General features: G+C 74.1%; 23 protein-coding genes. 13 read left to right on the top strand and 10 right to left on the bottom strand.

The window, feature by feature from the left end; translation table 11 throughout:
• Positions 1-66: 66 nt before the first annotated feature.
• From DRV84_RS04605 to DRV84_RS04595, 3 genes are read left to right on the top strand one after another with little or no spacing between them, the layout of a single operon-like run.
• Complete coding sequence (locus DRV84_RS04605) at positions 67-1,077, top strand: glycosyltransferase family 2 protein (protein WP_115978697.1); 1,011 nt, start codon at positions 67-69, stop codon at positions 1,075-1,077.
• Complete coding sequence (locus tag DRV84_RS04600; protein ID WP_115978718.1) at positions 1,074-2,783, top strand: DUF5927 domain-containing protein; 1,710 nt, start codon at positions 1,074-1,076, stop codon at positions 2,781-2,783. Before DRV84_RS04605 ends, DRV84_RS04600 begins: the two co-directional genes overlap by 4 nt.
• A complete protein-coding gene (locus DRV84_RS04595) occupies positions 2,780-4,222 on the top strand; it encodes a nodulation protein NodH (protein WP_115978696.1) in 1,443 nt (480 codons plus the stop codon). Before DRV84_RS04600 ends, DRV84_RS04595 begins: the two co-directional genes overlap by 4 nt.
• A 7-nt stretch (positions 4,223-4,229) precedes the next feature.
• Here the strand turns inward: DRV84_RS04595 and DRV84_RS04590 are convergent, their stop codons facing one another.
• The 6 genes from DRV84_RS04590 to DRV84_RS04565 form a co-directional block, all read right to left on the bottom strand.
• Positions 4,230-4,694, bottom strand: coding sequence for a PTS sugar transporter subunit IIA (locus DRV84_RS04590; protein ID WP_115978695.1), 465 nt, complete (start codon positions 4,692-4,694; stop codon positions 4,230-4,232).
• Positions 4,695-4,739: 45 nt separating this feature from the next.
• The gene (gene hpf / locus DRV84_RS04585; RefSeq protein WP_115978694.1) at positions 4,740-5,309 is read right to left on the bottom strand and encodes a ribosome hibernation-promoting factor, HPF/YfiA family; all 570 of its coding nucleotides are present in this window, start codon (positions 5,307-5,309) and stop codon (positions 4,740-4,742) included.
• Positions 5,310-5,516: 207 nt separating this feature from the next.
• Positions 5,517-6,275 carry an LPS export ABC transporter ATP-binding protein gene (gene lptB / locus DRV84_RS04580; RefSeq protein ID WP_115978693.1) on the bottom strand — a complete coding sequence of 253 codons (759 nt, stop codon included), beginning with the start codon at positions 6,273-6,275 and terminating at the stop codon, positions 5,517-5,519.
• Positions 6,272-6,772 carry an LptA/OstA family protein gene (locus tag DRV84_RS04575; RefSeq protein ID WP_239994982.1) on the bottom strand — a complete coding sequence of 167 codons (501 nt, stop codon included), beginning with the start codon at positions 6,770-6,772 and terminating at the stop codon, positions 6,272-6,274. Before DRV84_RS04575 ends, lptB begins: the two co-directional genes overlap by 4 nt.
• Before the next feature lie 15 nt (positions 6,773-6,787).
• A complete protein-coding gene (locus tag DRV84_RS04570) occupies positions 6,788-7,387 on the bottom strand; it encodes a hypothetical protein (RefSeq protein ID WP_115978692.1) in 600 nt (199 codons plus the stop codon).
• 38 nt (positions 7,388-7,425) lie between these two features.
• Positions 7,426-8,037, bottom strand: coding sequence for a ribonuclease D (locus tag DRV84_RS04565; protein WP_115978691.1), 612 nt, complete (start codon positions 8,035-8,037; stop codon positions 7,426-7,428).
• A 140-nt stretch (positions 8,038-8,177) separates the two neighbouring features.
• Between DRV84_RS04565 and gpmI the strand changes: the two genes are divergently transcribed.
• The 5 genes from gpmI to DRV84_RS04540 all read left to right on the top strand — a co-directional run bounded on the left by gpmI (position 8,178) and on the right by DRV84_RS04540 (position 15,720).
• Complete coding sequence (gene gpmI / locus DRV84_RS04560; protein ID WP_115978690.1) at positions 8,178-9,707, top strand: 2,3-bisphosphoglycerate-independent phosphoglycerate mutase; 1,530 nt, start codon at positions 8,178-8,180, stop codon at positions 9,705-9,707.
• Positions 9,698-10,810, top strand: a complete 1,113-nt coding sequence (locus tag DRV84_RS04555) for a murein hydrolase activator EnvC family protein (RefSeq protein WP_115978689.1) — start codon at positions 9,698-9,700, stop codon at positions 10,808-10,810. Before gpmI ends, DRV84_RS04555 begins: the two co-directional genes overlap by 10 nt.
• A gap of 12 nt (positions 10,811-10,822) precedes the next feature.
• Positions 10,823-12,160 (top strand): S41 family peptidase, encoded by a 1,338-nt coding sequence (locus tag DRV84_RS04550; protein WP_115978688.1) that lies wholly within the window; start codon positions 10,823-10,825, stop codon positions 12,158-12,160.
• 98 nt (positions 12,161-12,258) lie between these two features.
• Complete coding sequence (locus DRV84_RS04545) at positions 12,259-12,747, top strand: RNA pyrophosphohydrolase (RefSeq protein WP_115978687.1); 489 nt, start codon at positions 12,259-12,261, stop codon at positions 12,745-12,747.
• A 72-nt stretch (positions 12,748-12,819) separates the two neighbouring features.
• Positions 12,820-15,720 carry an error-prone DNA polymerase gene (locus tag DRV84_RS04540; protein WP_115978686.1) on the top strand — a complete coding sequence of 967 codons (2,901 nt, stop codon included), beginning with the start codon at positions 12,820-12,822 and terminating at the stop codon, positions 15,718-15,720.
• Between the two features lie 178 nt (positions 15,721-15,898).
• Here DRV84_RS04540 and DRV84_RS04535 read toward each other — a convergent pair whose 3' ends face one another.
• Both DRV84_RS04535 and rbfA read right to left on the bottom strand, forming a co-directional pair.
• Positions 15,899-16,669, bottom strand: coding sequence for a phosphodiester glycosidase family protein (locus DRV84_RS04535; RefSeq protein ID WP_115978685.1), 771 nt, complete (start codon positions 16,667-16,669; stop codon positions 15,899-15,901).
• Positions 16,669-17,064 (bottom strand): 30S ribosome-binding factor RbfA, encoded by a 396-nt coding sequence (gene rbfA, locus DRV84_RS04530; RefSeq protein ID WP_115978684.1) that lies wholly within the window; start codon positions 17,062-17,064, stop codon positions 16,669-16,671. Before rbfA ends, DRV84_RS04535 begins: the two co-directional genes overlap by 1 nt.
• Before the next feature lie 87 nt (positions 17,065-17,151).
• Between rbfA and dapB the strand changes: the two genes are divergently transcribed.
• Positions 17,152-17,970: a 4-hydroxy-tetrahydrodipicolinate reductase gene (dapB, locus tag DRV84_RS04525; RefSeq protein ID WP_115978683.1), complete on the top strand. Its 819-nt coding sequence runs from the start codon at positions 17,152-17,154 to the stop codon at positions 17,968-17,970.
• 101 nt (positions 17,971-18,071) lie between these two features.
• The gene (locus tag DRV84_RS04520; RefSeq protein ID WP_115978682.1) at positions 18,072-18,425 is read left to right on the top strand and encodes a dihydrodipicolinate reductase; all 354 of its coding nucleotides are present in this window, start codon (positions 18,072-18,074) and stop codon (positions 18,423-18,425) included.
• A 4-nt stretch (positions 18,426-18,429) separates the two neighbouring features.
• Here the strand turns inward: DRV84_RS04520 and DRV84_RS04515 are convergent, their stop codons facing one another.
• Entirely contained in the window at positions 18,430-19,428 is a 999-nt protein-coding gene (locus DRV84_RS04515; RefSeq protein ID WP_115978681.1) for a type I glyceraldehyde-3-phosphate dehydrogenase, read from the bottom strand.
• An 88-nt stretch (positions 19,429-19,516) separates the two neighbouring features.
• Positions 19,517-19,696, bottom strand: coding sequence for a DUF1674 domain-containing protein (locus DRV84_RS04510; protein WP_115978680.1), 180 nt, complete (start codon positions 19,694-19,696; stop codon positions 19,517-19,519).
• Positions 19,697-19,761: 65 nt separating this feature from the next.
• On the opposite strand from DRV84_RS04510, the gene DRV84_RS04505 reads away from it, so the two are divergent.
• The 3 genes from DRV84_RS04505 (at position 19,762) to purH (ending at position 24,507) form a co-directional block, all read left to right on the top strand.
• Positions 19,762-21,051 carry an RsmB/NOP family class I SAM-dependent RNA methyltransferase gene (locus tag DRV84_RS04505; RefSeq protein ID WP_115978679.1) on the top strand — a complete coding sequence of 430 codons (1,290 nt, stop codon included), beginning with the start codon at positions 19,762-19,764 and terminating at the stop codon, positions 21,049-21,051.
• Positions 21,052-21,142: 91 nt separating this feature from the next.
• Positions 21,143-22,897 carry a heparinase II/III family protein gene (locus DRV84_RS04500; protein WP_115978678.1) on the top strand — a complete coding sequence of 585 codons (1,755 nt, stop codon included), beginning with the start codon at positions 21,143-21,145 and terminating at the stop codon, positions 22,895-22,897.
• Between the two features lie 20 nt (positions 22,898-22,917).
• The gene (gene purH, locus DRV84_RS04495) at positions 22,918-24,507 is read left to right on the top strand and encodes a bifunctional phosphoribosylaminoimidazolecarboxamide formyltransferase/IMP cyclohydrolase (RefSeq protein WP_115978677.1); all 1,590 of its coding nucleotides are present in this window, start codon (positions 22,918-22,920) and stop codon (positions 24,505-24,507) included.
• The last annotated feature ends 25 nt before the right edge of the window (positions 24,508-24,532 follow it).

The following is a 24,532-nucleotide window of genomic DNA, read 5'->3' as shown; positions in this document are numbered from 1 at the left end:
CGGGGCGCCCTCCGAACGGCGGAGGCGGCGCGCCGCCATGACTGGGGCGACGGGGACGAGGGGCGCGTGGGCCTTTGGCAATCCTACAAGCTGCGCTGGCGGCGCAAGGGATGGCGGGCGCGCGCGGCGGTCCGGGGCCGCGAGCTGTCGCGCGTCGTCGACCGGACGTCCGCGATCCGGCCCGGCGACATCCTGCTCTTCGCGACGGAGCGCGACGAGGCGGTGCGCCTGCCGTATTTCCTGCGCTACTACCGCGAGCTTGGGGTGGATCACTTCCTCGTCGTGGACAACGACAGCACCGACGGCGCGCGCGACTACCTCGCCGAGCAGCCCGACGTCTCGCTCTGGCACACCGCGCGGAGCTACAAGCGCGCGCGCTACGGCGTGGACTGGATGAACGCGCTGCTCGGCCGCTACGGCCACGGGCACTGGTGCCTGACCGTCGATCCGGACGAACTGCTGATCTATCCCTTCTGCGACACGCGGCCGCTGCCGGCGCTCACCGACTGGCTCGACGGGGCGGGGGTGCGGTCGTTCAGCGCGATGCTCCTCGACATGTATCCCAAGGGGCCGATCGCGGCGCAGCGCTACCGCCCCGGGCAGGACCCGCTCGAGATCGCGGCGTGGTTCGATCCCGGAAACTACCGCAGCCTGAAGAACCCCGACCTCGGCAACCTGTGGATACAGGGCGGGCCGCGCTCCCGCGTGTTCTTCGCCGACCGGCCGTGGGAGGCGCCGGCGCTCAACAAGATCCCGCTCGTGAAGTGGCACCGCCGCTACGCCTACGTCAGCTCGACGCACATGCTCCTGCCGCGGGGTCTGAACCTCGTCTATGACGCCGGCGGCGGGGAGAGGGCCAGCGGACTGCTCATGCACACGAAGTTTCTCGACACGCTGGGCGCCAAGGCCGACGAGGAGCTCGCCCGCGGCGAGCACTACGCGGCGGGGCGGGAATACGCGGCCTACGCCCGCGGGCTGTCCGAGACGCCGGAGCTCTGGACGCCGTGGTCCGAGAAATTCCTCAACTGGCGGCAGCTCGAGATCCTCGGGCTCATGTCCAAGGGCGAATGGGCATGACCGCGCGGCTCGGTGTCATCCTCCTCGTGCACACGGCCTTCGACCGGGCCGAGCAGGTCGCGCGCCACTGGGCGCGGGCGGGCTGTCCGGTGGTGATCCACGTCGATCGCGCCGTGCCCCGCGCGCGCCACGACGCCTTCGCGCGGGCGCTTTCGGACGAGGCGCGCATCGTCTTCTCGCGCCGCTTCCGCTGCGAATGGGGCACCTGGAGCCTCGTCGCCGCGACGCAGGCGGCGGCCGAGACGCTGCTGTCGCGTTTCCCCGATGTGGGGCACGTCTATCTCGCCTCCGGCGCCTGCCTGCCGATCCGCCCGGTCGAAGAGCTGATCGACTACCTCGCCGCGCGGCCGGAGACCGACTTCATCGAGAGCGCGACCACCGCCGAGGTGCCCTGGACCGTGGGCGGCCTGCACGAGGAGCGCTTCACCCTCGCCTTCCCCTTCGCGTGGAAGCGGCAGCGCCGGCTCTTCGACGCCTACGTCGAGCTGCAGCGTCGGATCGGGCGCCGGCGCGAGATGCCGGACGGCCTCGTGCCGCACATGGGCAGCCAGTGGTGGTGCCTCACGCGCGAGACCCTCGCGGCGATCCTGCGGGACCCGAACCGCGCCGCGCACGACCGCTTCTTCCGCCGGGTCTGGATCCCGGACGAGAGCTATTTCCAGACGCTCGCGCGGCGCCACGCCCGGCGCATCGAAAGCCGATCGCTGACCGTGTCGAAGTTCGACTACCAGGGGCGGCCGCACATCTTCTACGACGATCACCTGACGCTTCTGCGCCGGTCGCGGTGCTTCGTGGCGCGCAAGATCTGGCCGGGGGCGGATCGGCTGTACGACGCGTTCCTGACCGAGGCGGCCGGCCGGGCGGGCCGGGCCGAGCCCGACCCGGCCCGGATCGACCGTCTTTTCGCCAAGGGCGCGGAGCGGCGCACCCGCGCGCGGCCCGGGCTCTGGATGCAGAGCAGCTTTCCGGCGGAGGGCCGGGAAACCAGCGTCACGGCCGCGCCCTACACGCTGCTGCACGGCTTCGCCGAACTCTTCGAGGGGGTCGAGGCGTGGCTGACGGCGAGCACCGGCGCGCGGGTCCACGGGCATCTCTTCGCGCCCGAGCGCGCGGAGTTCGCCGATGGCGCGACGGTGATCGAGGGCGCGCTGACCGACAGCGCGGCCCTGCGCGACGCCAACCCGAAGGCCTTCCTGACGAGCCTGATCTGGAACACGCGCGGCCGGCACCAGTGCTTCCAGTTCGGCCCGCGCGACGATCAGAGCCTGAACTGGACGATCGCCCAGGACCCCAACGCGCGGATCGCCGCCGTGACCGGGGCGTGGGCGGTGCCGCTCTTCCGTTCCGGCCGTCCCGCCGCCGAGGTCCGGGCCGAGGCCGCGCATCTGCAGGCCGTGGAGGCGGACCATCTCAAGGTTCTGCGCTCGCCCTGGACCGCCGCGCGCATCCGGGTCTGGAGCATGGCGGAGGTCGTGGCGACCCCGGCGCAGGCCCTGCGGTCGGTCCTCTCCGACATGGGCGCGCCCGAGGCCGCCGAGCTGGAGATGCCGCGCCTCGTCGATCTGGAGGGCTTCGGCGCCTTCCTGCAGGAGCTCAAGAATCAGGGGATGCACCCCTATCTCACCGGCGATTTCCCGACCGGGCCGGCCAGTCAGCGCGCGGCGCCGCGCCCGCCGCGCAAGCCCTACGTGGTGCGCGAGCCATGAGCGACCGCTTCGACTTCTTCGTGATCCTCGCCGCGATGCGCACCGGCTCGAACTTTCTCGAGGCGAACCTGAACGCGCTCGACGGCGTCGTCTGCCACGGCGAGGCCTTCAATCCGCAGTTCATCGGCTACCCCAACCGCGACGCGGTGGCCGGCGTCACCATGGCCGAGCGCGACGCCGATCCCGCGCGCCTGCTCACCGCGATCCGCGAGACGCCCGGCGCGCTCGCGGGCTTTCGCTATTTCCACGACCACGATCCGCGCGTGCTCGACGCGATCCTCGGCGATCCGCGCTGCGCCAAGATCGTGCTCACCCGCAACCCGCTCGAGAGCTACGTCTCGCGCCGGATCGCGCAGGCCACGGGGCAGTGGAAGCTCACCAACGTCGCGCGGCGCAAGGCGGAGCGGGCGGTCTTCGACCCGGTCGAGTTCGAGGCGCATGTCGCCGAGCTTCAGGCCTTTCAGGCGCGGGTGCGGCACGCGCTCCAGAGCACGGGGCAGACGGCGTTTCCCATCGCCTACGAGGATCTGCAGGACCTCGACGTGCTGAACGGCCTCGCCGCCTGGCTGGGCGTGCCCGCGCGGCTCGAGGCGCTCGATCGCGGGCTCAAGCGGCAGAACCCGGAGCCGGTGACCGCCAAGGTCGCGAACCCCGAGGCGATCCCCGAGGGCATCGCGCGGCTCGACCGCTTCGACCTCGACGCCCTGCCGCGGGGCGAGCCGGCGCGCGGGGCGGCGGTGCCCGGCTGGCTCGCCGCGGCGCGCGCGCCGGTTCTCTGCCTGCCGCTCCGGGGCGGGCCGGAGGCGGCGCTGCGCGCGTGGCTCGCCGGGCTGGACGGGGTCGCGGAGGACGCGCTCCTGCGCGATTTCACGCAAGGGCGCCTGCGCCGCTGGATGCGGGAGCACCCGGGCCACCGCCGGATCGCCGTGCTGCGCCACCCTCTGGCGCGGGCGCATCACGCTTTCTGCACGCGCATCCTGCCGACGGGGGAGGGGAGCTTCGCGCGCATCCGCCGGGTGATCCGGCGCACGCACGGGCTCGACCTGCCGGAGGTTTGGCCCGACCCCGACTGGGACGCGGGGCGGCACCGCGCGGCCTTCGAGGGGTTTCTCGCGTTCCTGAAGGACAACCTCGCCGGCAACACCAACCTGCGAATCGCGGGGGAGTGGTGCAGCCAGAGCGCCGCGCTCGAGGGGATGAGCGCCTTCGCGCCGCCGGACCTGATCCTGCGCGAGGCGGAGATGGGCGACTGGCTGCCCGCCGTCGCCCGCGCCGTCGGCCGGCCCGACGCGCCGCCGCCCGAGGTCGCGCCCGAGGATACGCCCGAGACTGCGCCCGTGCCGCTCGCCGCGATCTACGACGCGCGGCTGGAGAAACGCGCGCGCGAGATCTACGCGCGCGATTACGAGCGGCTGGGCTTCGCGGACTGGGCCGGCTGAGCCGGTCTCAGGCCGCCTTCACGCCCTGCGCCTCGGTCAGGATGGTGTGCAGCTTGCCGGGGCTCGGGTTGGCGCGCAGCTTGGCGCAGAGGCTCGGGTCGCGCAGCGTCCGCGACACGAGGGCGAGCGCCTTCAGGTGCTCCACGCCCGCGCTTTCGGGGGCGAAGAGCGCCAGCGCGATGTCCACCGGCTGCCGGTCGACCGCGTCGAAATCGACAGGCTTCTCGAGCAGCAGGAAGGCGCCGCGCATCCGGTCGAGCCCGTCGAGCCGGGCGTGCGGCAGCGCCACGCCCTGCCCGACGCCGGTGGGGCCCAGCGCCTCGCGGTCGAGCAGGCACTCGACCGCGCGCTCGGCGTCGATGCCGTACGCCGATTCGGCGAGCTCCGCGAGTTCGTGGATCAGCCGCTTCTTGCTGGATGCCGCCGTGACGACCCGCACGGCCTCCGGTTTGACGAGGTCCTGAAGCGTCATGTCCTGCCCGTTTCCCGCCCCGTGCCCGGGGCCGCTGGTCCGTCTTCAGGCTGAATCCTCCGGTTCGATCCAGCCGATGTTGCCGTCCTCGCGCCGGTAGACCACGTTCACGCCCTGCCGGGCCTCGTTGCGGAACACCAGAACCGGCGCCCCGGCCAGTTCCAGCTGCATCACCGCCTCGCCCACCGAGAGCGCGGGGATCTGCGTCTGTGTTTCCGCAACGATGACGGGTTGCAGCGTGTCGGGCTCCGAGTCGTCGCCTTCCGGCGCGAGGATATACGAGGACGCGCCCGTGACTTCAACGGGCTGCGGGCGCTCCCGGTGATGATCCTTCAACCTGCGCTTGTAGCGGCGCAGCTGTTTTTCCATCTTGGCGCAGCAGGCGTCGAAGGCGGCGTAGATGCCGGTCGCCGCCGCCCTGGCCTGCGCCGTGAGCCCGGTCGAGAGGTGCACGGTCGCCTCGCAGACGTATTCATGCGCGTTGCGGGAAAAGATCACCTGCGCGTCCGTGGGACGGTTGGCGTATTTCTCGAGCGCGGCGCCGAGTTCGTCCTTCACATGCGTGCTGAGCGCGTCGCCGACGTCGATGTGCTTGCCGCTGATCTGATACCGCATGCCCGCTCCTTTCCTGAGGCGCCCCGGCCGCCGGCGTCCGGGCGGGATGCGCGGACGCGGGGCGGCACGGGAGGGAAACGACGGGCGCCCCGGACCGCCGCGCGCCGCGCGCGCCGGGTCCTTTCGTCTCGAGCCGCTCCGTCATGGGCGATATTTGACGGGAGCGCGGCGCGTCCTGTCAATCGGAACCGCCCGCCGCGGCCCGCGTCAGGAGATGCGGAAGCTGTCGCCGAGATAGACGCGGCGCACGTTCTCGTTGCGCACGACCTCCTCGGGGCTGCCCGACATCAGCATGGTGCCGTCGTGCAGGATGTAGGCGCGGTCCACGATCTCCAGCGTCTCGCGCACGTTGTGGTCGGTGATGAGTACGCCGATTCCCCGCGTCTTGAGCTCCGCGACGAGCTGGCGGATGTCGCCCACGCTGATCGGGTCCACGCCGGCGAAGGGCTCGTCGAGGAGCAGGTACTTCGGATCGGCGGCGAGGCAGCGCGCGATCTCCACCCGGCGCCGCTCGCCCCCCGAGAGCGCGAGCGCGGGCGCCCGGCGCAGGTGCTCGATCGAGAAGTCCGAGAGCAGTTCCCCGAGCCGCTCGCGCCGGCGATGGCGCGGGCGCACGGTGATGTCGAGCACGGCGAGAATGTTGTCCTCCACGCTGAGCCCGCGGAAGATCGACATTTCCTGCGGCAGGTAGCCGATGCCGAGCCGCGCGCGGCGATACATCGGCAGGCCGGTCACGTCGCGCCCGTCCACGAGGATCTGCCCGCCCTCGGGAAAGATCAGCCCGGCGATCGCGTAGAAGCAGGTCGTCTTGCCCGAGCCGTTGGGACCGAGAAGCCCCACGACCTCGCCGCGGTGAAGCTCCATGCTGACGTCGCGGATCACCACGCGCTTGCGGTAGCTCTTGCGCAGGTGACGCACCTCGAGCCCCTGCGCGCCCTCGGTGACGGAGAGCGCCGGCGCGGTCACTCGTCGCCGCCCGGCTGCAACACCGTGCGCACGCGGCCCGAAAGCTCCGCGCGCCCGGTCTCGAGCTCGATGTCCATGCGCTCCGCGGCGACGATCGTCTCGCCCCGGGTCAGGAGCACCTCGCCGCTCATGCGGATGCGGCCGGCCTCCACCTCGTAGTCGGCGCGCTCCGCCTCGGCGGCGTCCTCGCCGCTGACGAGGGTCACGCCGCCGGTGGCCTCCAGCCGCTCGATCCGGTCCCCGCCGGGGGTGTAGATCACGCGCACGCGCGCCGCGCCGAGGCGCATGGTGTCCTGCACGATCCTGACGCTGCCCGAAAAGACGGCGACGCCCGACTCCTGATCGACCGAGAGGCGGTCCGCGTCGATCTCGACGGGCGCGTCGGGGTCGGCGCCGCCGTCGCCGAAGGCGGTCCCGGTCTCCTGCGCGGCCAGCGGGGCCGCGGCGAGCGCCGCGCCGAGCGCCGCCGCGCGCAGGCAATGTCTGAGAACTGTCACCCGCTCGATCCGCTGTTACCCGTCGGGGTCGTATAGCAGCTTCACGCCGTCGGTGAAAAGCAGGCGGGCGCCGCGCGCGTCCCCGCCGCCCTCGACCACGAGCCGCCCGGCGGTGAGCGTGCCGGCGGGCGCGCGCCCTGTGACGGGGCTGCCGCTCTCCATGCGCAGGCGGTCGAAATCGAGGGTGAGGAGCTCGGCCTCCAGCCGGTACCCGGTGGAGCTTTCGATCTGCACGCCGCCGGAGAGCCGGGCCTCCGCCGCCGCGTCGTCGAGCACGCCGCTCCGGGCGGCGAGGCGGATCGTGCTGCCGTCCGGCAGCCGGGCCGTCCCGCGCAGCGCCTCGACCGCCGCGCGGCCGGCGCCCTCGGGCCGGGCGGTGCGCGCGCTCAGCATCAGGTCGGTGCCGTCCTCGGTCATCGTGGCGAAGGTCGGGCCGGCCACGCGCTCGCCGTCGCGCACCGTCTCGCCGCGCTCCGCCAGCCACGCCGGCGGTTCCGGCGGCGCGGCCGGGCGGGCGAGCAGGAAGAGCACCGACAGGAGCCCCAGCGCGGCGAGCGGCAGCGCGAGCTTGAGCCAGGCCATCACCCGGGACCGGGTCTCCTCGCCGAGGGCCATCCGCCGTCCGTCTCCCCGGCTGCGCGGCCGCGGGGCCGCTAGTGCGAAAAGATGTCCTCCTCCGGCCAGCCGGAGAGGTCCAGCACCGCGCGGGTCGGCAGGAAGTCGAAGCAGGCCTGCGCCAGGTCCAGCCGGCCCTCGCGCAGGAGCATCTCCTCCAGCGCCGCGCGGAGCCGGTGCAGGTAGAGCACGTCCGAGGCGGCGTAGTCCAGTTGCGCGCGGCTCAGCGTCGCCGCGCCCCAGTCGCTCGACTGCTGCTGCTTGGAGATGTCGATGCCGAGCAGTTCCTGCGTCAGCACCTTGAGCCCGTGCCGGTCGGTGTAGGTGCGCACGAGCTTCGAGGCGATCTTGGTGCACCAGACGGGCGCCGCGAGGCTGCCGAAGGTGTGGTGCAGCGCGGCGATGTCGAAGCGCCCGAAGTGGAAGAGCTTGAGCGTGTCCGGGTCCTCGATCAGGCGCTGCAGGTTGGGCGCCTCGGTCTGGCCGCGCGCGATCTGGACGAGATGCGCCTCGCCGTCGCCGCCCGAGAGCTGCACGACGCAGAGCCGGTCGCGATGCGGGTTCAGCCCCATCGTCTCGCAGTCGATGGCGACCACGCGGCCCAGATCGAGATCATCCGGCAGATCGCCCTGATAGAGATGGTTCGTCACGCTCGTCCCCCGCGTCGCCGTCCCGCGTCGCTTAGAGCGTCCCCGCAGGCGGTGCAACCGGCCGGCGCCCGCGCGGGCGGTTCAATCCCGCCGCCCGCCGCGATAGAACGGCCTCGACCGCGGCACGAAAGGGGCAGGCGATGGCGACGAAACCGGTGGTGCTCTGCATCCTCGACGGCTGGGGGCTGAGGGACGCGCGCGAGGGCAACGCGCCCGCGCTCGCCGAGACGCCAGCCTTCGACCGCATCCATGCCGCGTGCCCGCATGCGACCCTCGTCACCCACGGGCGCGACGCCGGGCTGCCCGAGGGGCAGATGGGCAACTCCGAGGTCGGGCACATGAACATCGGCGCCGGCCGGGTCGTGGCGATGGACCTCGGCCGCATCGGGCTCGCCATCGAGGACGGCAGCTTCGCCGAGGCCCCGGCGCTTCGCCGCTTCGTCGAGCGGCTGCGCGCCTCCGGGGGGACGGCGCATCTGATGGGCGTCGTCTCGGACGGGGGCGTGCACGGGCACATCGATCACATGCTCGCCGCCGCGCGCGTGCTGACCGACGCCGGCCTGCCGGTCGCCGTGCACGCGATCACCGACGGCCGGGACGTGGCGCCGCAGAGCGCCGAGGGCTTCATGGCCCGGCTCGAGGCCGGGTTGCCGGAGGGCGCGCGCGTCGTCACGGTCATCGGGCGCTTCTACGCGATGGACCGCGACACCCGCTGGGAGCGGGTGGCCGAGGCCTATGCCGCGATGGCCTGCGCCGAGGCGCCGCGCCGGGCCGAGAGCGGCGTCGCGGCGGTGTGCGCGGGCTACGACGAGGGGCTCACCGACGAGTTCCTGAAGCCCACGGTGATCGGCACGCCCGCCCCGATGCGCGACGGCGACGGGCTCTTCTGCCTCAACTTCCGCGCCGACCGCGCGCGCGAGATCCTGCGCGCGCTGGGCGAGCCGGGCTTCGACGCCTTCGACACCGGGGACCGGCCCGACTTCGCCGCGATGCTCGGGATGGTGGAATACTCCGAGGCGCACAACGGCTTCATGGACACGGTCTTTCCGCCCGAGGACATCCCCGACACCCTCGGCGCATGGGTGGCGGCCCACGGCCTCCGCCAGCTTCGCCTCGCGGAGACGGAGAAATACCCGCACGTCACCTTCTTCCTGAACGGCGGGCACGAAGAGCCCTACCCGGGCGAGGCGCGCTACATGGCGCCCTCGCCCAAGGTGGCGACCTACGACCTCGCCCCCGAGATGTCCGCCGAAGAGGTGACCGACCGCCTCGTCGCCGCCATCGGGGAGGGGATCGACCTGATCGTGGTGAACTACGCCAACCCGGACATGGTGGGCCACACCGGCGATCTTCAGGCCGCCGTCCGCGCCTGCGCGGCGGTGGACCGCGGCCTCGCCCGCGCGCTCGAGGCGCTGGAGGCCGCGGGCGGCGCGATGATCGTCACCGCAGACCACGGCAACTGCGAGACGATGATCGACCCCGCGACCGGCGGTCCGCACACGGCGCACACGACGAACCCGGTACCGGTGATCCTCGTCGGCGGGCCGGAGGGCGCGCGGCTGCGCGACGGCGGGCGGCTCGCCGATCTCGCGCCCACGGTGCTGCAGCTCATGGGGCTCGACCAGCCCGCCGCGATGACCGGGACCAGCCTGATCGCGCGATGCGGCTGACCCTCGCCCTGCTCGCGGCGCTCGCCGCGCCGGCGGCGGCGGCGGACCCGGCGGGAGAGGCGCGCGCGGCGCTCGACCGGCTGGAGACGGCGATCGAGCGGCTCGACGCGGCCCGCGGCGCCCGCGACCGGGTCGCCGCGCTGACCGAGACGGTGCGCGGCTTCGAGGACGGCCTCGCCGCGATGCGCGAGGGGCTGCGCGCGGTCTCGATCCGCGAGGCGCAGCTCGAACGCAGGCTCGACGCCCGCGAGGCCCAGATCGCGCAGCTTCTGGGCGTGTTGCAGAGCATCGGCACCGCGCCCGCGCCGGTGCTCTTCCTGCATCCGGGCGGCCCGCTCGGGACCGCGCGCGCGGGCATGCTGCTCGCCGAGGTGACGCCCGCCCTCGAGGCCGAGGCGGCGCGCCTGCGCCGCGACCTCGAGGAGGCGGCGACTCTGCGCCGGCTTCAGGAGGCGGCGGCCGAACGCCTGACCGACGGCCTCGCCGGGGTGCAGGCGGCGCGCGCCGCGCTCTCCGAGGCGATCGCCGACCGCACCGACCTGCCGCGGCGCTTCACCGCCGATCCGGCGGGCACGCAGATCCTCATCGCCGCGACCGAGACGCTCGGCGGCTTCGCCAGCGGCCTCGCCGAGATCGGGGAGGCCGCGCCGGACGCCGCCCCGCTGCCCGGCGTCTCCGACCGCAAAGGGGAGCTCCCGCTGCCGGTGGCGGGCACCGTCCTGCGCCGCGCGGGCGAACCCGACGCGGCGGGCATCGAACGCCCCGGCATCGTGGTGGCCACGCGGCCGCGCGCGCTGGTGACGACGCCGGCGGCGGCGACGCTGCGCTACCGCGGCCCGCTCCTCGACTACGGGCAGGTCAGCATCCTCGAGCCCGAATCGGGGCTGCTGATCGTGCTCGCCGGGCTCGGCACGGTCTACGGCGACACGGGCGAGGTCTTGCCCGAGGGCAGCCCCGTCGGTCTCATGGGAGGCACGGCGCCCCGGGCGCTTCCCTCACGCGACGGTGAGGGGGGTGGCGGCGAGCGCTCCGAGACGCTCTATATCGAAGTCAGACAGGACAACACGCCGGTCGATCCCCTCGACTGGTTCCGCGCAGACTAGGAAGAGGCTCGCATGAAAAAGACCGTCATGGCCATCGCCGCCGGCACGCTCGCCGGGATCGTGGCCACCACCCAGATCGCGGGTCCGCTTCTCGCGCAGGAGGGCGAGCGCAGCGGCAACGTCTACGAGCAGCTCGACCTCTTCGGCGACATCTTCGAGCGCATCCGCGCGCAATACGTCGAGGAAGTGGACGAGGCTGAGCTGATCGAGGCCGCGATCAACGGGATGCTCACCTCGCTCGATCCGCATTCGAGCTACCTCTCGCCCGAGGACGCCCGCGCCATGCGCGTGCAGACCCGGGGCGAGTTCGGCGGCCTCGGCATCGAGGTCACGCAGGAGGACGGCTTCGTGAAGGTCGTCTCGCCGATCGACGGCACGCCCGCGGACGCGGCGGGCATTCAGGCGGGCGATTTCATCACCCATGTGGATGGCGATTCGGTCCTCGGCCTCACCCTCGACGAGGCGGTGGACATGATGCGCGGGCCGGTGGGCTCCGAGATCATCGTGACCGTGGTGCGCGACGGCGAGCCGGAGCCCTTCGACGTCTCGATCATCCGCGACACGATCACGCTGACCGCCGTGCGCTCGCGCCTCGAGGGCGACAGCGTGGTGCTGCGCGTGACCACCTTCAACGACCAGACCTATCCCAACCTCGAGGAGGGCCTCCGGGAGCAGGTCGAGGCCGCGGGCGGCATCGACGAGATCAACGGCATCGTCCTCGACATGCGCAACAACCCGGGCGGCCTGCTCAACCAGGCGATCAAGGTCTCCGACGCCTTCCTCGAGCAGGGGGAGATCGTCTCGACCCGCGGCCGCGTCGTCGAAGAGGGCGACCGCTTCAACGCCACGCCCGGCGACCTCGCCGAGGGCAAGCCGATCGTCGTGCTGATCAACGGCGGCTCGGCGTCGGCCTCCGAGATCGTGGCCGGCGCGCTGCAGGATCACCGCCGCGCCATCGTCGTGGGCACCAAGAGCTTCGGCAAGGGCTCGGTGCAGACGGTGATGCCGCTCCGGGGCGACGCGGCGATGCGGCTGACGACCTCGCGCTACTACACGCCCTCGGGCCGCTCGATTCAGGCGCTGGGCATCTCGCCCGACATCCTCGTGGAGCAGCCGCCGCGCCCCGCCCCCGACGCGGAGGACGAGGGCGCCGCGCGCCCCTCGCGCTCGGAGGCGGACCTGCGCGGCCGGCTCGACAACGACAGCCTGAGCGAGGACGAGATCCGCCAGATCGAGGAGGACCGCGCCCGCGCCGAGGCGGCCGCGCGCCTGCGCGAGGAGGACTATCAGCTCGCCTACGCGATCGACATCCTCAAGGGCTTCACCGCGCTCGGCCCCGCGGCCGAGTGACGCCGCCCACGCGGCGGTTTTTCGTCAGGAAAACCGCCGCGCCCCGCGCCGCCGCGCGCGAAAAATCTTCGCAGAGGATTTTTCGGGAAAGGAGCCCAATGACCCCCGAAGAGATCGAGCGCCTGCCCTACCGCCCCTGCGTCGGCGTGATGCTCGTCAACGCGCAGGGCGAGGTTTTCGTCGGCCAGCGCATCGACAACCCCGGCCCCGCCTGGCAGATGCCGCAGGGCGGCATCGACCCGGGCGAGAGCGTCGAGACCGCCGCGCTCCGCGAACTCGGCGAGGAGACGGGGATCGCCCCCGATCTCGTGCGGGTCGAGGCCGAGAGCCCCGACTGGGTCACCTACGACCTGCCGTACGAGCTCGTGCCGAAGATCTGGGGCGGGCGCTTCCGCGGGCAGAAGCAGAAATGGGTCCTGATGCGCTTCCTCGGGACCGACGATCAGGTGAACATCGCCACCGAGCATCCCGAGTTCTCCGCCTGGCGCTGGATCGCGCCCGCGGATCTGCCCGGCGTGATCGTCCCCTTCAAGCGGCAGGTCTACGAAGAGGTGCTGGCGCAGTTCGCCGGGGCGCTGCGCGCCTGATCCCGGAGCGGCGCGCGCGGTGCGAACGCCGACTCCACATGAGAACAAAAAGGGAATATAAGGGCGACTCGCATGGTCGCCGAGCTTTCGATCACCTCGAACTTCACCTTCCTCACCGGGGCCTCCCACCCCGAGGAGTACATGCAGCGCGCCGCGCTCATGGGGCTCTCGGCCGTCGCCGTGGCGGACGTGAACTCCGTCGCCGGGATCGTGCGCGCGCATACCGAGGCGCGGAAGATCGCGCGCGAGGTCGCCGATCTCGCGGCGCGGGAGGCCGGGGGGCGGCTGATCGGCCCGCCCGCGCCCGAGGGCACGCCGCGCCCGCCCTCGGCCGAGATCCGCAACGTCCCCCGGCTGATCCCCGCCGCGCGGCTGGTGCTCTCCGACGGGCCGGAGATCACGGCGCTCGCCGCGACGCGCGCGGGCTGGGCGCGGCTCTGCCGGCTGATCTCGCGCGGGCGTCTGCGCGCGTCCAAGGGCGATTGCACGCTGCATCTCGAGGACGTGCTCGAGGGGATGGAGGGGCTCGAGCTCCTGCTGCACCCGCCCGCCCGCGCGCTCGACTGGCCCGAGGACTTCCGGGCGCAGGCCGCGCGCCTCGCCCGGCGCTTTCCGGGGCGGATGCACCTCGCCCTCGCGCCGGTCTACGACGGGCAGGACGCGCGGCGCTTCGCCCTCTGGGCGGAGGCCGCCGCGGCGCTCGGCCTGCCCACGGTGGCCAGCGCGCGGCCGCTTCTCCATCACGGGCGCCGGCGGCGGCTCGCCGACGTGCTGACCGCGATCCGCACCGGCACGCAGGTGGACGCGCTTGGCCGCGCCGCGCTCGCCAACGCTGAGCAGCGGCTGCGCGCGCCGGCCGAGATGCGCCGCCTCTTCCGCGATCACGCCGCGGCGGTGGAGCGGACCGAGGCGCTCGCCGCGCGCTGCACCTTCTCGCTCGACGATCTGCGCTACGAGTACCCCTCCGAGGTGGCCGAGGGCGAAAGTGCCTCCCAACGCCTCGCCCGGCTCGCGCGCGAGGGGCTCGCCTGGCGCTACCCCGAGGGCGCGCCGGAGCGGGTGCGCCGCCTCATGGAGCACGAGCTCGCCCTGATCGCGAAGCTGAACTACGAGCCCTATTTCCTGACCGTGCGCGACGTGGTGGCCTTCGCGCGCTCGCGCGGCATCCTCTGCCAGGGGCGCGGCTCGGCGGCGAACTCGGTGGTCTGCTACTGTCTCGGCGTCACCTCCGTCTCGCCCGAGATCGGCACCATGGTCTTCGAGCGCTTCGTCTCCGAGGCGCGCGACGAGCCGCCCGACATCGACGTGGATTTCGAGCACGAGCGCCGCGAGGAGGTGATCCAGTGGATCTACGCGCGCTACGGCCGCCACCGCGCGGGCCTCTGCGCGACGGTGATCCACTACCGCGCCAAGCGCGCCATCCGCGAGGTGGGCCGCGCCATGGGGCTCTCCGAGGACATCGTCGCCGCGCTCTCCTCCCAGCTCTGGGGCGCCCACGGCATGAGCGGGACGGAGGCCGAGCGCCTCGCCGAGATCGGCCTCGACCCCGCCGACCGGCGGTTGCGCCTGACCCTCGAGCTCATCGAGGAGATCATGGGCTTTCCCCGCCACCTCTCCCAGCACGTCGGGGGCTTCGTCGTCACCGAGGGCCGCCTCGACGAGCTCTGCCCGGTGGAGAACGCCAGCATGGAGGACCGCACGGTCATCTGCTGGGACAAGGACGACATCGACGCGCTCGGCATCCTCAAGGTGGACGTGCTGGCGCTCGGCATGCTGACCTGCATCCGCAAGGCCTTCGAGCTACTGCGCCAGCACCACGGCGCGGACTACACGCTCGCCACGCTGCCGCAGGAGGACCCGCGCGTCTACGAGATGCTCTGCCGGGCCGATTCGCTCGGGCTCTTTCAGGTGGAGAGCCGCGCGCAGATGAACTTCCTGCCGCGGATGAAGCCGCGGTGTTTCTACGACCTGGTGATCCAGGTGGCGATCATCCGCCCCGGGCCGATTCAGGGCGACATGGTGCACCCCTACATCCGCCGCCGGAACGGGGAGGAGCCCGTGCGCTTCCCCTCCGACGCGCTGGGCGAGGTGCTGGGCAAGACGCTGGGCGTGCCGCTCTTTCAGGAGCAGGCGATGCAGATCGCCATCGTCGGCGCCGGTTTCACGCCGGAGGAGGCGGATCGACTGCGCCGCGCGCTCGCCACCTTCAAGAAGCACGGCACCGTGAGCGCCTTCCGCACGCGCTTCCTGCGCGGCATGGCGGCGAACGGCTACGACCGCGCCTTCGCCGAGCGGTGCTTCGCGCAGATCGAGGGCTTCGGCGCTTACGGCTTCCCGGAAAGCCACGCGGCGAGCTTCGCGCTGCTGGTCTACGCTTCCGCCTGGCTCAAGCGCCACCACCCGGCGGTCTACGCCTGCGCGCTGCTGAACGCGCAGCCCATGGGCTTCTACGCGCCGGCGCAGATCGTGCGCGACGCGCGCGCCCACGGGGTGGAGGTACGCCCCGTCTGCATCAACCGGAGCTACTGGGACAACGCGCTGGAGCCCGACGGGCGCGGGGGGCAGGCGCTGCGCCTCGGCTTCCGCCAGATCCGCGGGCTGAAGGAGGAGGACGCGGCCTGGATCGCCGCGGCGCGCGGCAACGGCTACCGCTCGGTCGAGGACGTCTGGCGCCGCGCGGGCGTGGCGCCGGCCGTGCTCGCCCGGTTGGCGGAGGCCGACGCCTTCGCCGATCTGGGCCTCGCCCGCCGCGCGGCGCTCTGGGAGGCGAAGGCGCTGCGTGCGCCGGCGCCGCTGCCGCTCTTCGCGGGCGAGCTCGACGGCGAGGGCATCGAGGAGCCTGCCGCGCATCTGCCGGCGATGCGCCTCGGCGAGGAGGTCGTGGAGGACTACGTCGCCATGCGGCTGACGCTCCGGGCGCATCCGGTGGCGCTCCTGCGCGACCGCCTGACTCCGCCCGCCGCGGTGCCCTGACACCTGCGCGGCGCGCTGCGGGCGGCGGCCGGGGGAAGGCGGTTGCAACCGCCTTCGGCCCCGCTTCCGAGGGGCCGGCAGGGGGGCGCTGCCCCCCTCGGCGGCTGACGCCGCCTCACCCCCCGGAGTATTTCCGCCAAGATGATGGGCCGGGTCGTGTGTTCGGGGTGCCTGCGGCTCAGCGTGCCGGTTCGACGACGGCGAGGATCGGGCCCATCGGGCGGCCGAAGTCGGAGCGGCCGAGCCCCGGCGCGTGCAGCCGCGAGACGTTGCCGTCGAGGTAGAGCGCCTGCTCCACCCCGAGCGCGTCGCGGAAGAGGCGGCCGAATTCGTGGAAGGTCACCGGCGTCTCGGAGATCGCCATGACGAGGCGGGCGCCGTCGGCGGCGGTGCCCACGCCGTTGCGGATATAGCGCGAGGTCGAGTCGGGCAGGAAGCGCGGGTGCAGCGCGCCGTCGATCACCAGCATCGGCCCCGACTGCGTCGCGAAGCGGCAGGCCGGCGCGCGGCGCGCGAAGGTGCGCGTTTCGATCACGTCGGCGCGGCCCGGGCGCAGGCAGAGCACGCCGTTCGGCAGCAGGCCGAAGTTGCCCGGCCCGTCGGAGGTGACGAGATGCATGCGCTCCTCGCCCTCTTCGACGTAGAGACCGACCGGGGCGCGGTCCGGGTGGTACATCCCGGCGTTCATCGCCGGGCCGAGGCGCAGGCCGCGGTCTTCGAGCGCCGCCTCGAGCGTGCCGAAGTGCCCGTAGGGCGCGCCGGTGGCGTCGGAGTGGAAGAGGCGCAGGTCGTGGCGCTCGGGGGTGACCTCGCAGATGGTGTAGGGTCGGCCCTCGTGCTCGAGCGGGCGGCAGTCGGCGGCAGCGAGGGGGGCGGCGAGGGGCGCCGCGAGCGGCGCGGCGAGGGCGGCGGCGAGCGCCGCGGCGCGGGTCGCGCGCAGGCGCCGCATCAGTCGTCGAGGTCGCGCCGGACCTCGGGGCGATCGAGGAGGCGGCGCGTCTCGTCCATGCGGTCGAAACTCTCGTCGATGCGGAAGCGCAGCTCGGGCGCGAACTTGAGCTCCAGCCCCTTGGCGACCTGGCGGCGCAGCTCGCTCCGGTTGCGGTCGAGGCAGGCGAGCGCCTCTTCCTTCGCGCCGCCGCCGAGGGGCAGCACGAAGGCCGTCGCCACCTTGAGATCGGGGGAGGTGCGCACCTCCCCCACGGTGATCGAGAGGCGGGTGAGGTCGGGATCGTGCACCTCGCCGCGGGCGAGCACCTCGGAGAGGCGCCGCCGGATGAGTTCGCCGACGCGGAGCTGCCGCTGGCTGGGCCCGCTCGGCGCGGAGGGTCTGGGTCGCGCCATGCGGTCCACTTAAGCGCGCGCGCGGGCTTTGCCAAGCGGGCCGTGCTGCGCTAGGCGGGGATGCGACAGGCGAGGGGAGGGCACGGCATGGCCGATCTGCCGGGGATCGTTGTGACGGGCGTCTCGGGGCGCATGGGGCGGATGCTCGCCCGCGCGGTGGAGGAGAGCGACCGCGCCCGGCTGATCGGCGCGCTCGAGCGGCCGGGGCACGACTGGATCGGGCAGGACCTCGGCACCGCGACGGGTGGCGCGCCGCTCGGCGTGACGGTGGGCGACGACCCGCTGGAGGCCTTCGCGCGGGCGCATGCGGTGCTCGATTTCACGGCGCCGGAGGCCACGGTCGCCTTCGCCGAGATCGCCGCGCAGGCGCGGCTCTGTCACGTGATCGGCACCACCGGCTTCGACGAGGCGCAGCTCGCCCGGATCAAGGCCGCGGCGCGCCATGCCACGGTGATCCGCGCGGGCAACATGAGCCTCGGCGTCAATCTCCTCGTGCAGCTGACGCGGCGGGTGGCGGCGGCGCTCGACGCGGATTTCGACATCGAGATCGTCGAGGCGCACCACCGCCACAAGGTGGACGCGCCCTCGGGCACGGCGCTGATGCTGGGCGCGGCGGCGGCGGAGGGCCGGGGCGTGCACCTGTCGGAGGCCGCCGACCGGGCGCGCGACGGCATGACGGGGGCGCGGGCGCGCGGCGCCATCGGCTTTCACGCGGTGCGCGGCGGCGACATCGTGGGCGAGCACGAGGTGCTCTTCGCCGCCGAGGGGGAGCGCATCGCGCTCCGCCATGTCGCCACCGACCGGATGATCTTCGCGCGCGGCGCGCTCAAGGCGGCGCTCTGGGGACAGGATCAGGGGCCGGGCGAGTACGACATGGTGGATGTTCTCGGGCTCTCGGCCGCCTGAGCGGCGCCTCGGCGGAATATCGCGCATTCGAGCGGTCGGCTTGAAACGCGACGCGGGGGGCGCATCTTTCCCTACGGAGCCAACAGCGAGGGAAACGCGCCATGCGCAGCAGGATTGCAGCAGTGGCGGCGGCGGCCGTGACGGCGGCGCCCGCCGCCGCGGACTTCGCCCGCATCACCGAGGAGGAGCGCTTTCGCCAGATCGTCGAGGATCGGCAGCTCACCTATCCGCTGGTGAGATTGCAGGTCACGCCGGACGGGCAGATCGTCGGCCGCGGCGCCGGGCGCGAGGTCTCCGGCGAGTGGGACTGGGAGAACGGCCTCTTCTGCCGCGACCTCTACTGGGGCGAGCGGGAGCTCGGCTACAACTGCCAGACCGTCGAGGTGCGCGGGAACACCATGCGCTTCACCTCCGACGCGGGACAGGGCGACCACGCGGATTTCCGCCTGCGCTGAGCGGTCAGCCCGCCGCGCCCATGCGGCGGGCCATGTCGAGCATCCGGCAGGAATAGCCCCATTCGTTGTCGTACCAGCCGAAGACGCGCAGCAGCCCGCCCGCGTTCACCGAGGTTTCCGGCCCACTCATGACGACCGATTCGGGCCGCCCGCGCAGGTCGGTTGAGACGAGCGGCTCTTCGATCCAGCCGAAGACGCCGCCGGGCGCGGCCGCGTCGCGCAGCGCGGCGTTCACCGCCTCCGCCGTCGCCGGGCGGCGCGGCGCCACCGTCAGGTCCACGCAGGAGACGCTCGCCGTCGGCACGCGCAGCGCCCGCGCCTCCACCCGCCCGTCGAGGTGCGGCAGCACCGTGCCGATCAGCTTGCCCGCCGAGGTCGTCGTCGGCACCATCGACAGCGCCGCGGCGCGCGAGCGCTCGGGCGTGCCGCGCGGCTTGTCCACGGTGGGTTGGCTGCCGGTGTAGCAGTGCACCGTCGTCATGTGCCCGCTCTCCACGCCCCAGCCCTGGTCGAGCAGGCGCAGGAGCGGCGCGAGCGCGTTCGTCGTGCAGGAGGCGTTCGAGACGATCGGCTGCTCCGCCAGTTCCCCCTCGTTGGCGCCGAGCACCACGGTCACGTCCGCCGCGGGCGACGGGCCGGAGATCAGCACCCGCGCGGCGCCGGCGCGCAGGCCCTGCTCGGCGATGGCGCGGGTCGCGGCGCGGCCGGTGCACTCCAGCAGCACGTCGACGCCGGAGAGATCGAGGGCCGAGAGGTCGGCCGCCCGCGTCAGCGGCACGCGCTGCGCGCCGGCCACGAGCGCGCCGTCCTCCGCGCTGACCGGACCGGGCCAGGGGCCGAAGACGCTGTCGTAGGCGAAGAGATAGGCGAGCAGGTCGCCCGCCTCGATGTCGTTGACGTGCACGAGCTCGACGCCCGGCGCGCCGGAGAGGATCTGCCGGGCGAGCGTACGGCCGATCCGGCCGAAACCGTTGATCGCCACGCGGACGGGGCGGGACGTCATCGCGTCTCCTTGGGGCAGGGCGCTCGATCGGACCTCGCGGCCCTCCTCGCGAGGACGCCCGTCAGGGCGGAGGAGCGCGCGGGCAGGATCAGAAGTCGACGGCGAGGCCCTTGCGCTCCCAGTCGCCGTAGCGCACGGGCTCCGGGCCGTCGCGGCCGCCGAGTTCGGGCGGCAGCTCCAGCGCCCTCGCCGCCTTGCGGCGCGCCTCGGCCTCTTCGAGCGCGCGGCGCGCGGCGGGCGGCAGGTCGTCGCGGGTCGTCTCCGTCATGGCCTTCCCCTCAACTGGTGGCGCTGATATAGCCCCGCTTCGCCCGCTCGCCAAGAAGGTCGCCCATGTCCCGACGCCCGCGCCCCGCCGGCCGCGAGGGCCAGCCGGCCCGCCGCGCGGCGTTGCATCTGTTCCGCGCCGTCCTCGAGGAGCGCCGCACCCTCGACGAGGCGGAGCCGGCGCTCGACGGGCTCGCGCCCGCGGATCGGGCGCGCGCGCGGCGACTCGTGGCCGAGGCGTTCCGCAATCTGACGCGCGCGGATGCGCTCCTCGCGCCGCATCTGCGCCGGACGCCGCCGCCGGCGGCGCGGGCGGCGCTGCGGCTCGGCACGGTGGAGCTCGCCCAGGGGGGCGCGGCGCATGGCGTCGTCAACGACTGGGTCGCGGTGGTGGCCGGCGCCGGGCGCAAGGCCGCCGCGGCGCGGGGCATGGTCAACGCGGTGCTGCGCAAGATGGCCGGCGAGGCGCCCGCGCGCTGGGCTGATCTGCCGGTGCCGGCGATGCCCGGCTGGCTGCGCGCGCCGGTCGTCGCGGCCTGGGGCGCGCGGGTGGCGGAGGCCATCGAGGCGGCGCATGCCGCCGGCGCGCCGCTCGACCTGACGGCGAAGGGCGATCCGGACGCGCTCGCCGCGCGGCTCGGGGCGCGGCGCCTGCCCACGGGCTCCCTGCGCCTGCCGCGGGGTGCGCAGGTGACGGCGCTGCCGGGCTACGCCGAGGGCGACTGGTGGGTGCAGGACGCCGCCGCCGCGCTGCCCGCCCGCGCGCTCCGCCCCCGGCCGGGGGAGCGGGTGCTCGATCTCTGTGCCGCGCCGGGGGGCAAGACGCTGCAACTCGCCGCCGCGGGCGCGGAGGTGACGGCGCTGGACCTCTCGCCCGCGCGGCTGGAGCGGGTGCGCGAGAACCTCGCGCGGACGGGGCTCTCGGCGCATCTCTCGGCCGAGGACGCGCGCGCCCACGCCGGCGGACCCTACGACGCGGTGCTGGTGGACGCGCCCTGTTCCGCCACGGGCACGATCCGGCGCCACCCGGAGCTGCCGCACATCCGCGACGGCGCGGGCCTCGGCGCGCTCGTCGAGCTGCAGGCGGCGCTGATCGACCGGGCGGCGTCGCTCGTCGCGCCGGGCGGGCGGCTCGTCTATTGCGCCTGCTCGCTCCTGCCAGACGAGGGCGAGGCGCAGGCCGCCGCCGCGCTGGCGCGCCGCCCTGAGCTTCGCGCCGATCCGGCCGCGCTCGACCTGCCCGGCGTGGAGCCCGCGTGGCGCGGGCCGGAGGGGCTGCGCCTGCGGCCCGATCACTGGCTGGAGGCGGGCGGGATGGACGGATTCTTCGTCGCCGCCTTCCGGCGCGTGGCCTGACCCCCACGGGCGGCGCCCGCGCGACCTGCGCTGCGGTGACTTCATGCCGCGGCGCGGCTATGGTCCCCCGGACGCAACCGCGCAGGCGCGTATGGTGGGCACGATCGCAGACAAGGAGCGGGGGCGCGCGGCGCGCCTCGCGGATCGCTGGCACGCGTGGCGCGCCGCGCGTGCGCGCCCGGCCGACGGCTTCGCGGCCGAGCCCGAGCCGCGCGCCATCGGCGACCCGGCGCGCGGGCGCGAGCTTCTCGCCGGGAACCTGATGTTCGCTGGGCATCTCGTGGAGGCGCCGGAGGCCGATCTCTGGGATCTCGGCGTGGCCGAGCCGGCCTTCGTCGCGGAGACGCAGAGCTTCGCTTGGCTCGACGATCTGGCCGCCGTGGGCGGGCCGGCGGCGCGGCGGCTGGCGCAGCGCTGGCTCGCCGGCTGGATCGCGCGCTTCGGGCGCGGGCGCGGGCCGGGCTGGACGCCGGCGCTGGCCGCGCGCCGGCTCGGGCGCTGGATCGACCACGCCGCCTTCCTCGCGCCGGGGCTGGACAGTGCGGCGCAGGCGGCGTGGCTCGGCGCGCTCGCCGGGCATGCGGCCTTCGTCGCGCGGCGCTGGCGCGCGGCGCCGCCCGGTCTGCCGCGTGTCGAGGCGGCCTGCGCGCTGGTGCAGGCGGGCCTGACGCTCGAGGGGCTCGAGGCGCATCGCGCGCCGGCGCGCGACGCGCTGGAGCGGGTCTGCCGGGGCGAGATCGACGCGGCCGGGGGCCTCGCCTCACGCAACGCGGAAGAGCTCATGGAGGTGCTGAGCCTCCTGACATGGACCGCCGGGGCGCTTCGCGCGGCGCGGCGCGCGCCGGGGCCGGCGCATGCCGCGGCGATGGAGCGCATCGCGCCGGCGCTGCGCGCCCTGCGCCACGCGGACGGCGGCCTGCCGCGGTTTCACGGCGGCGGGCGCGGCGTGCCGGGGCGGCTCGACGCGGCGCTCGCGGCGGCGGGCGCGCGGCGGCGGATGCCCGACGGCCCGTCCATGGGCTACGCGCGGCTGTCGGCCGGGCGCACCACGGTCGTCCTGGACGCCGCCCCGCCGCCCGGGGGCGCGGCGGCGGGGGAGGCGCATGCCTCCACCCTCGCGGTCGAGGTGACCTCGGGGCGGCGGCCGGTGATCGTGAGTTGCGGGGCGGGGGCGAGCTTCGGCCCCGGCTGGCGGCGCGCCGGGCGCGCGGGGGCGGCGCATTCGGTGCTTCTGGTCGAGGGGCTGTCGAGCGCGCGGCTGGGCGCGTCGGGCGGGGCGCGTCAGGCGCGCGCCGCGCTCGAGGGCGCGCCGCGCCGCGTCCCGGTCGAGATGGCGCGCACGCCGGAGGCGCAGCGCGTCGAGGCCGGGCAGGATGGCTACCGCGCCGAATTCGGGCTGACGCATGCGCGCGTGCTGAGCCTCTCGGCGGACGGTCGGCGCCTGTCGGGCGAGGATTTCCTCGTCGCGCTGGAGGCGGAGGACGAGCGGCGCTTCGACGCGGCGCGGGCGGCGGGCAAGCTGCGCGGCATCGGCTTTCAGATCCGGTTTCACCTGCACCCGGAGGCGGAACCCGCGCTCGCGCCCTTGGGCGCGGAGGTCTCGGTCACGCTGCGCTCGGGCGAGGTCTGGGTCCTTCGCCCGGAGGCCGAGCCGCGCACGCGCCTTACGCTCGAGCCCTCGGTCTATCTCGAGCGCGGGCGCCTCCGGCCGCGCGCGACGCAACAGATCGTTTTATCCGGCCGCGCGGTGGAGTATGGGACGCGCGTCCGCTGGTCGCTGGCCAAGGCCGACGACACCGCGCTCGCGGTGCGCGACCTGGCCGAGGCGGTGGACGTGTATGAATGAGCCACCGGAGCCCCGCATCCATGCCCGATCTCGTCCCCGTCCGCCGCGCCCTGATTTCCGTCTCCGACAAGACCGGCCTGCCCGAGCTCGGCCGGGCGCTCGCCGCGCGCGGGGTCGAGGTGCTCTCGACCGGCGGCACCGCCGCCGCCCTGCGCGAGGCGGGCTGCACCGTGCGCGACGTGGCCGAGGTCACGGGGCTGCCCGAGATGATGGACGGCCGGGTCAAGACGCTGCACCCGGCGGTGCACGGCGGGCTGCTGGCCCTGCGCGACGCGCCGGCCCACGTGGAGGCGATGGAGGCGCACGGCATCCCGGCGATCGATCTCCTGGTGGTCAACCTCTACCCCTTCGAGGCGACCGTCGCCGCCGGCGCGGAGGAGGCCGAGGCGGTCGAGCAGATCGACATCGGCGGGCCGGCGATGATCCGCGCGGCGGCCAAGAACCACGCCCATGTCGCACCGGTCGTGGACGTGGAGGATTACGACGCGCTGCTGGCCGAGCTCGACGCCAACGACGGCGCGACGACGCTGGCGTTCCGCAAGGCGCTCGCGCTGACGGCCTTCGGGCGCACGGCGGCCTACGACGCGGCGGTGAGCGGCTGGATGGCCGAGAGCCTCGGCGTCTTCGCGCCGCGCCGGCGGGTGATGGGCGGGCGGCTCGCGCAGGAGCTGCGCTACGGCGAGAACCCGCACCAGCGCGCGGCCTTCTACGCGGAGACGGACCCGGCGCCGGGCGTGGCCTCGGCGCGGCTCCTGCAGGGCAAGGAGCTGTCCTACAACAACATCAACGACACCGACGCGGCCTATGCCCTCGCCGCCGAGTTCCTGCCGGCCGACGGCGCGGCCTGCGTCATCGTCAAGCACGCCAACCCCTGCGGCGCGGCGCGGGCGGCCTCGCCGCTCGAGGCCTACCGCAAGGCGCGCGAGTGCGACCCCGTCAGCGCCTTCGGCGGCATCGTGGCGCTCAACACGACGCTCGACGCGGCGACGGCGCAGGCGATCCTCGAGCTCTTCACCGAGGTCGTCATCGCGCCGGCGATCGACGACGAGGCGCAGGCGCTCTTCGCGCAGAAGCCCAACGTCCGGCTTCTGAAGGCGCCGGGCCTGCCCAACCCCGGCGCGCCGGCGCGCGCCGCGCGGCAGGTGACGGGCGGCTGGCTCGTGCAGGACGCGGACACGCGCCTCGTCGCGCCGGAGACGCTGAAGGTGGTCACCGCGCGCGCGCCCTCGGAGGCGGAGATGCGCGATCTCGCCTTCGCCTGGGCGGTGGCCAAGCACGTCAAGTCGAACGCGATCGTCTACGCGAAGGGCCGCGCCACCGTGGGCATCGGCGCGGGGCAGATGAGCCGGGTCGATTCGGCGCGCATCGCCGCCGAGAAGGCGCGCGCCATGGCCGAGGAGCTCGGCCTGCCCGAGCCGCCGACGGTGGGCGCGGCCGTCGCCTCGGACGCCTTCTTTCCGTTCGCCGACGGGGTGGAGGCGCTGGCCGCGGCGGGCGCGACGGCGGTGATCCAGCCCGGCGGCGCGCGCCGCGACGCCGAGGTGATCGCCGCGGCCGAGGCGCACGGCATGGCGATGGTCTTCACCGGCGAGCGGCATTTCCGGCATTGACGGGGGCGGGGGGGGGGGGGGGGGG

The sequence above is a fragment of the Rhodosalinus sediminis genome (assembly GCF_003385555.1).
Lineage (GTDB): Bacteria > Pseudomonadota > Alphaproteobacteria > Rhodobacterales > Rhodobacteraceae > Rhodosalinus > Rhodosalinus sediminis.
Note: the sequence above shows the minus strand (reverse complement) of the source record. Positions and strands in the feature narration are given on the sequence as shown.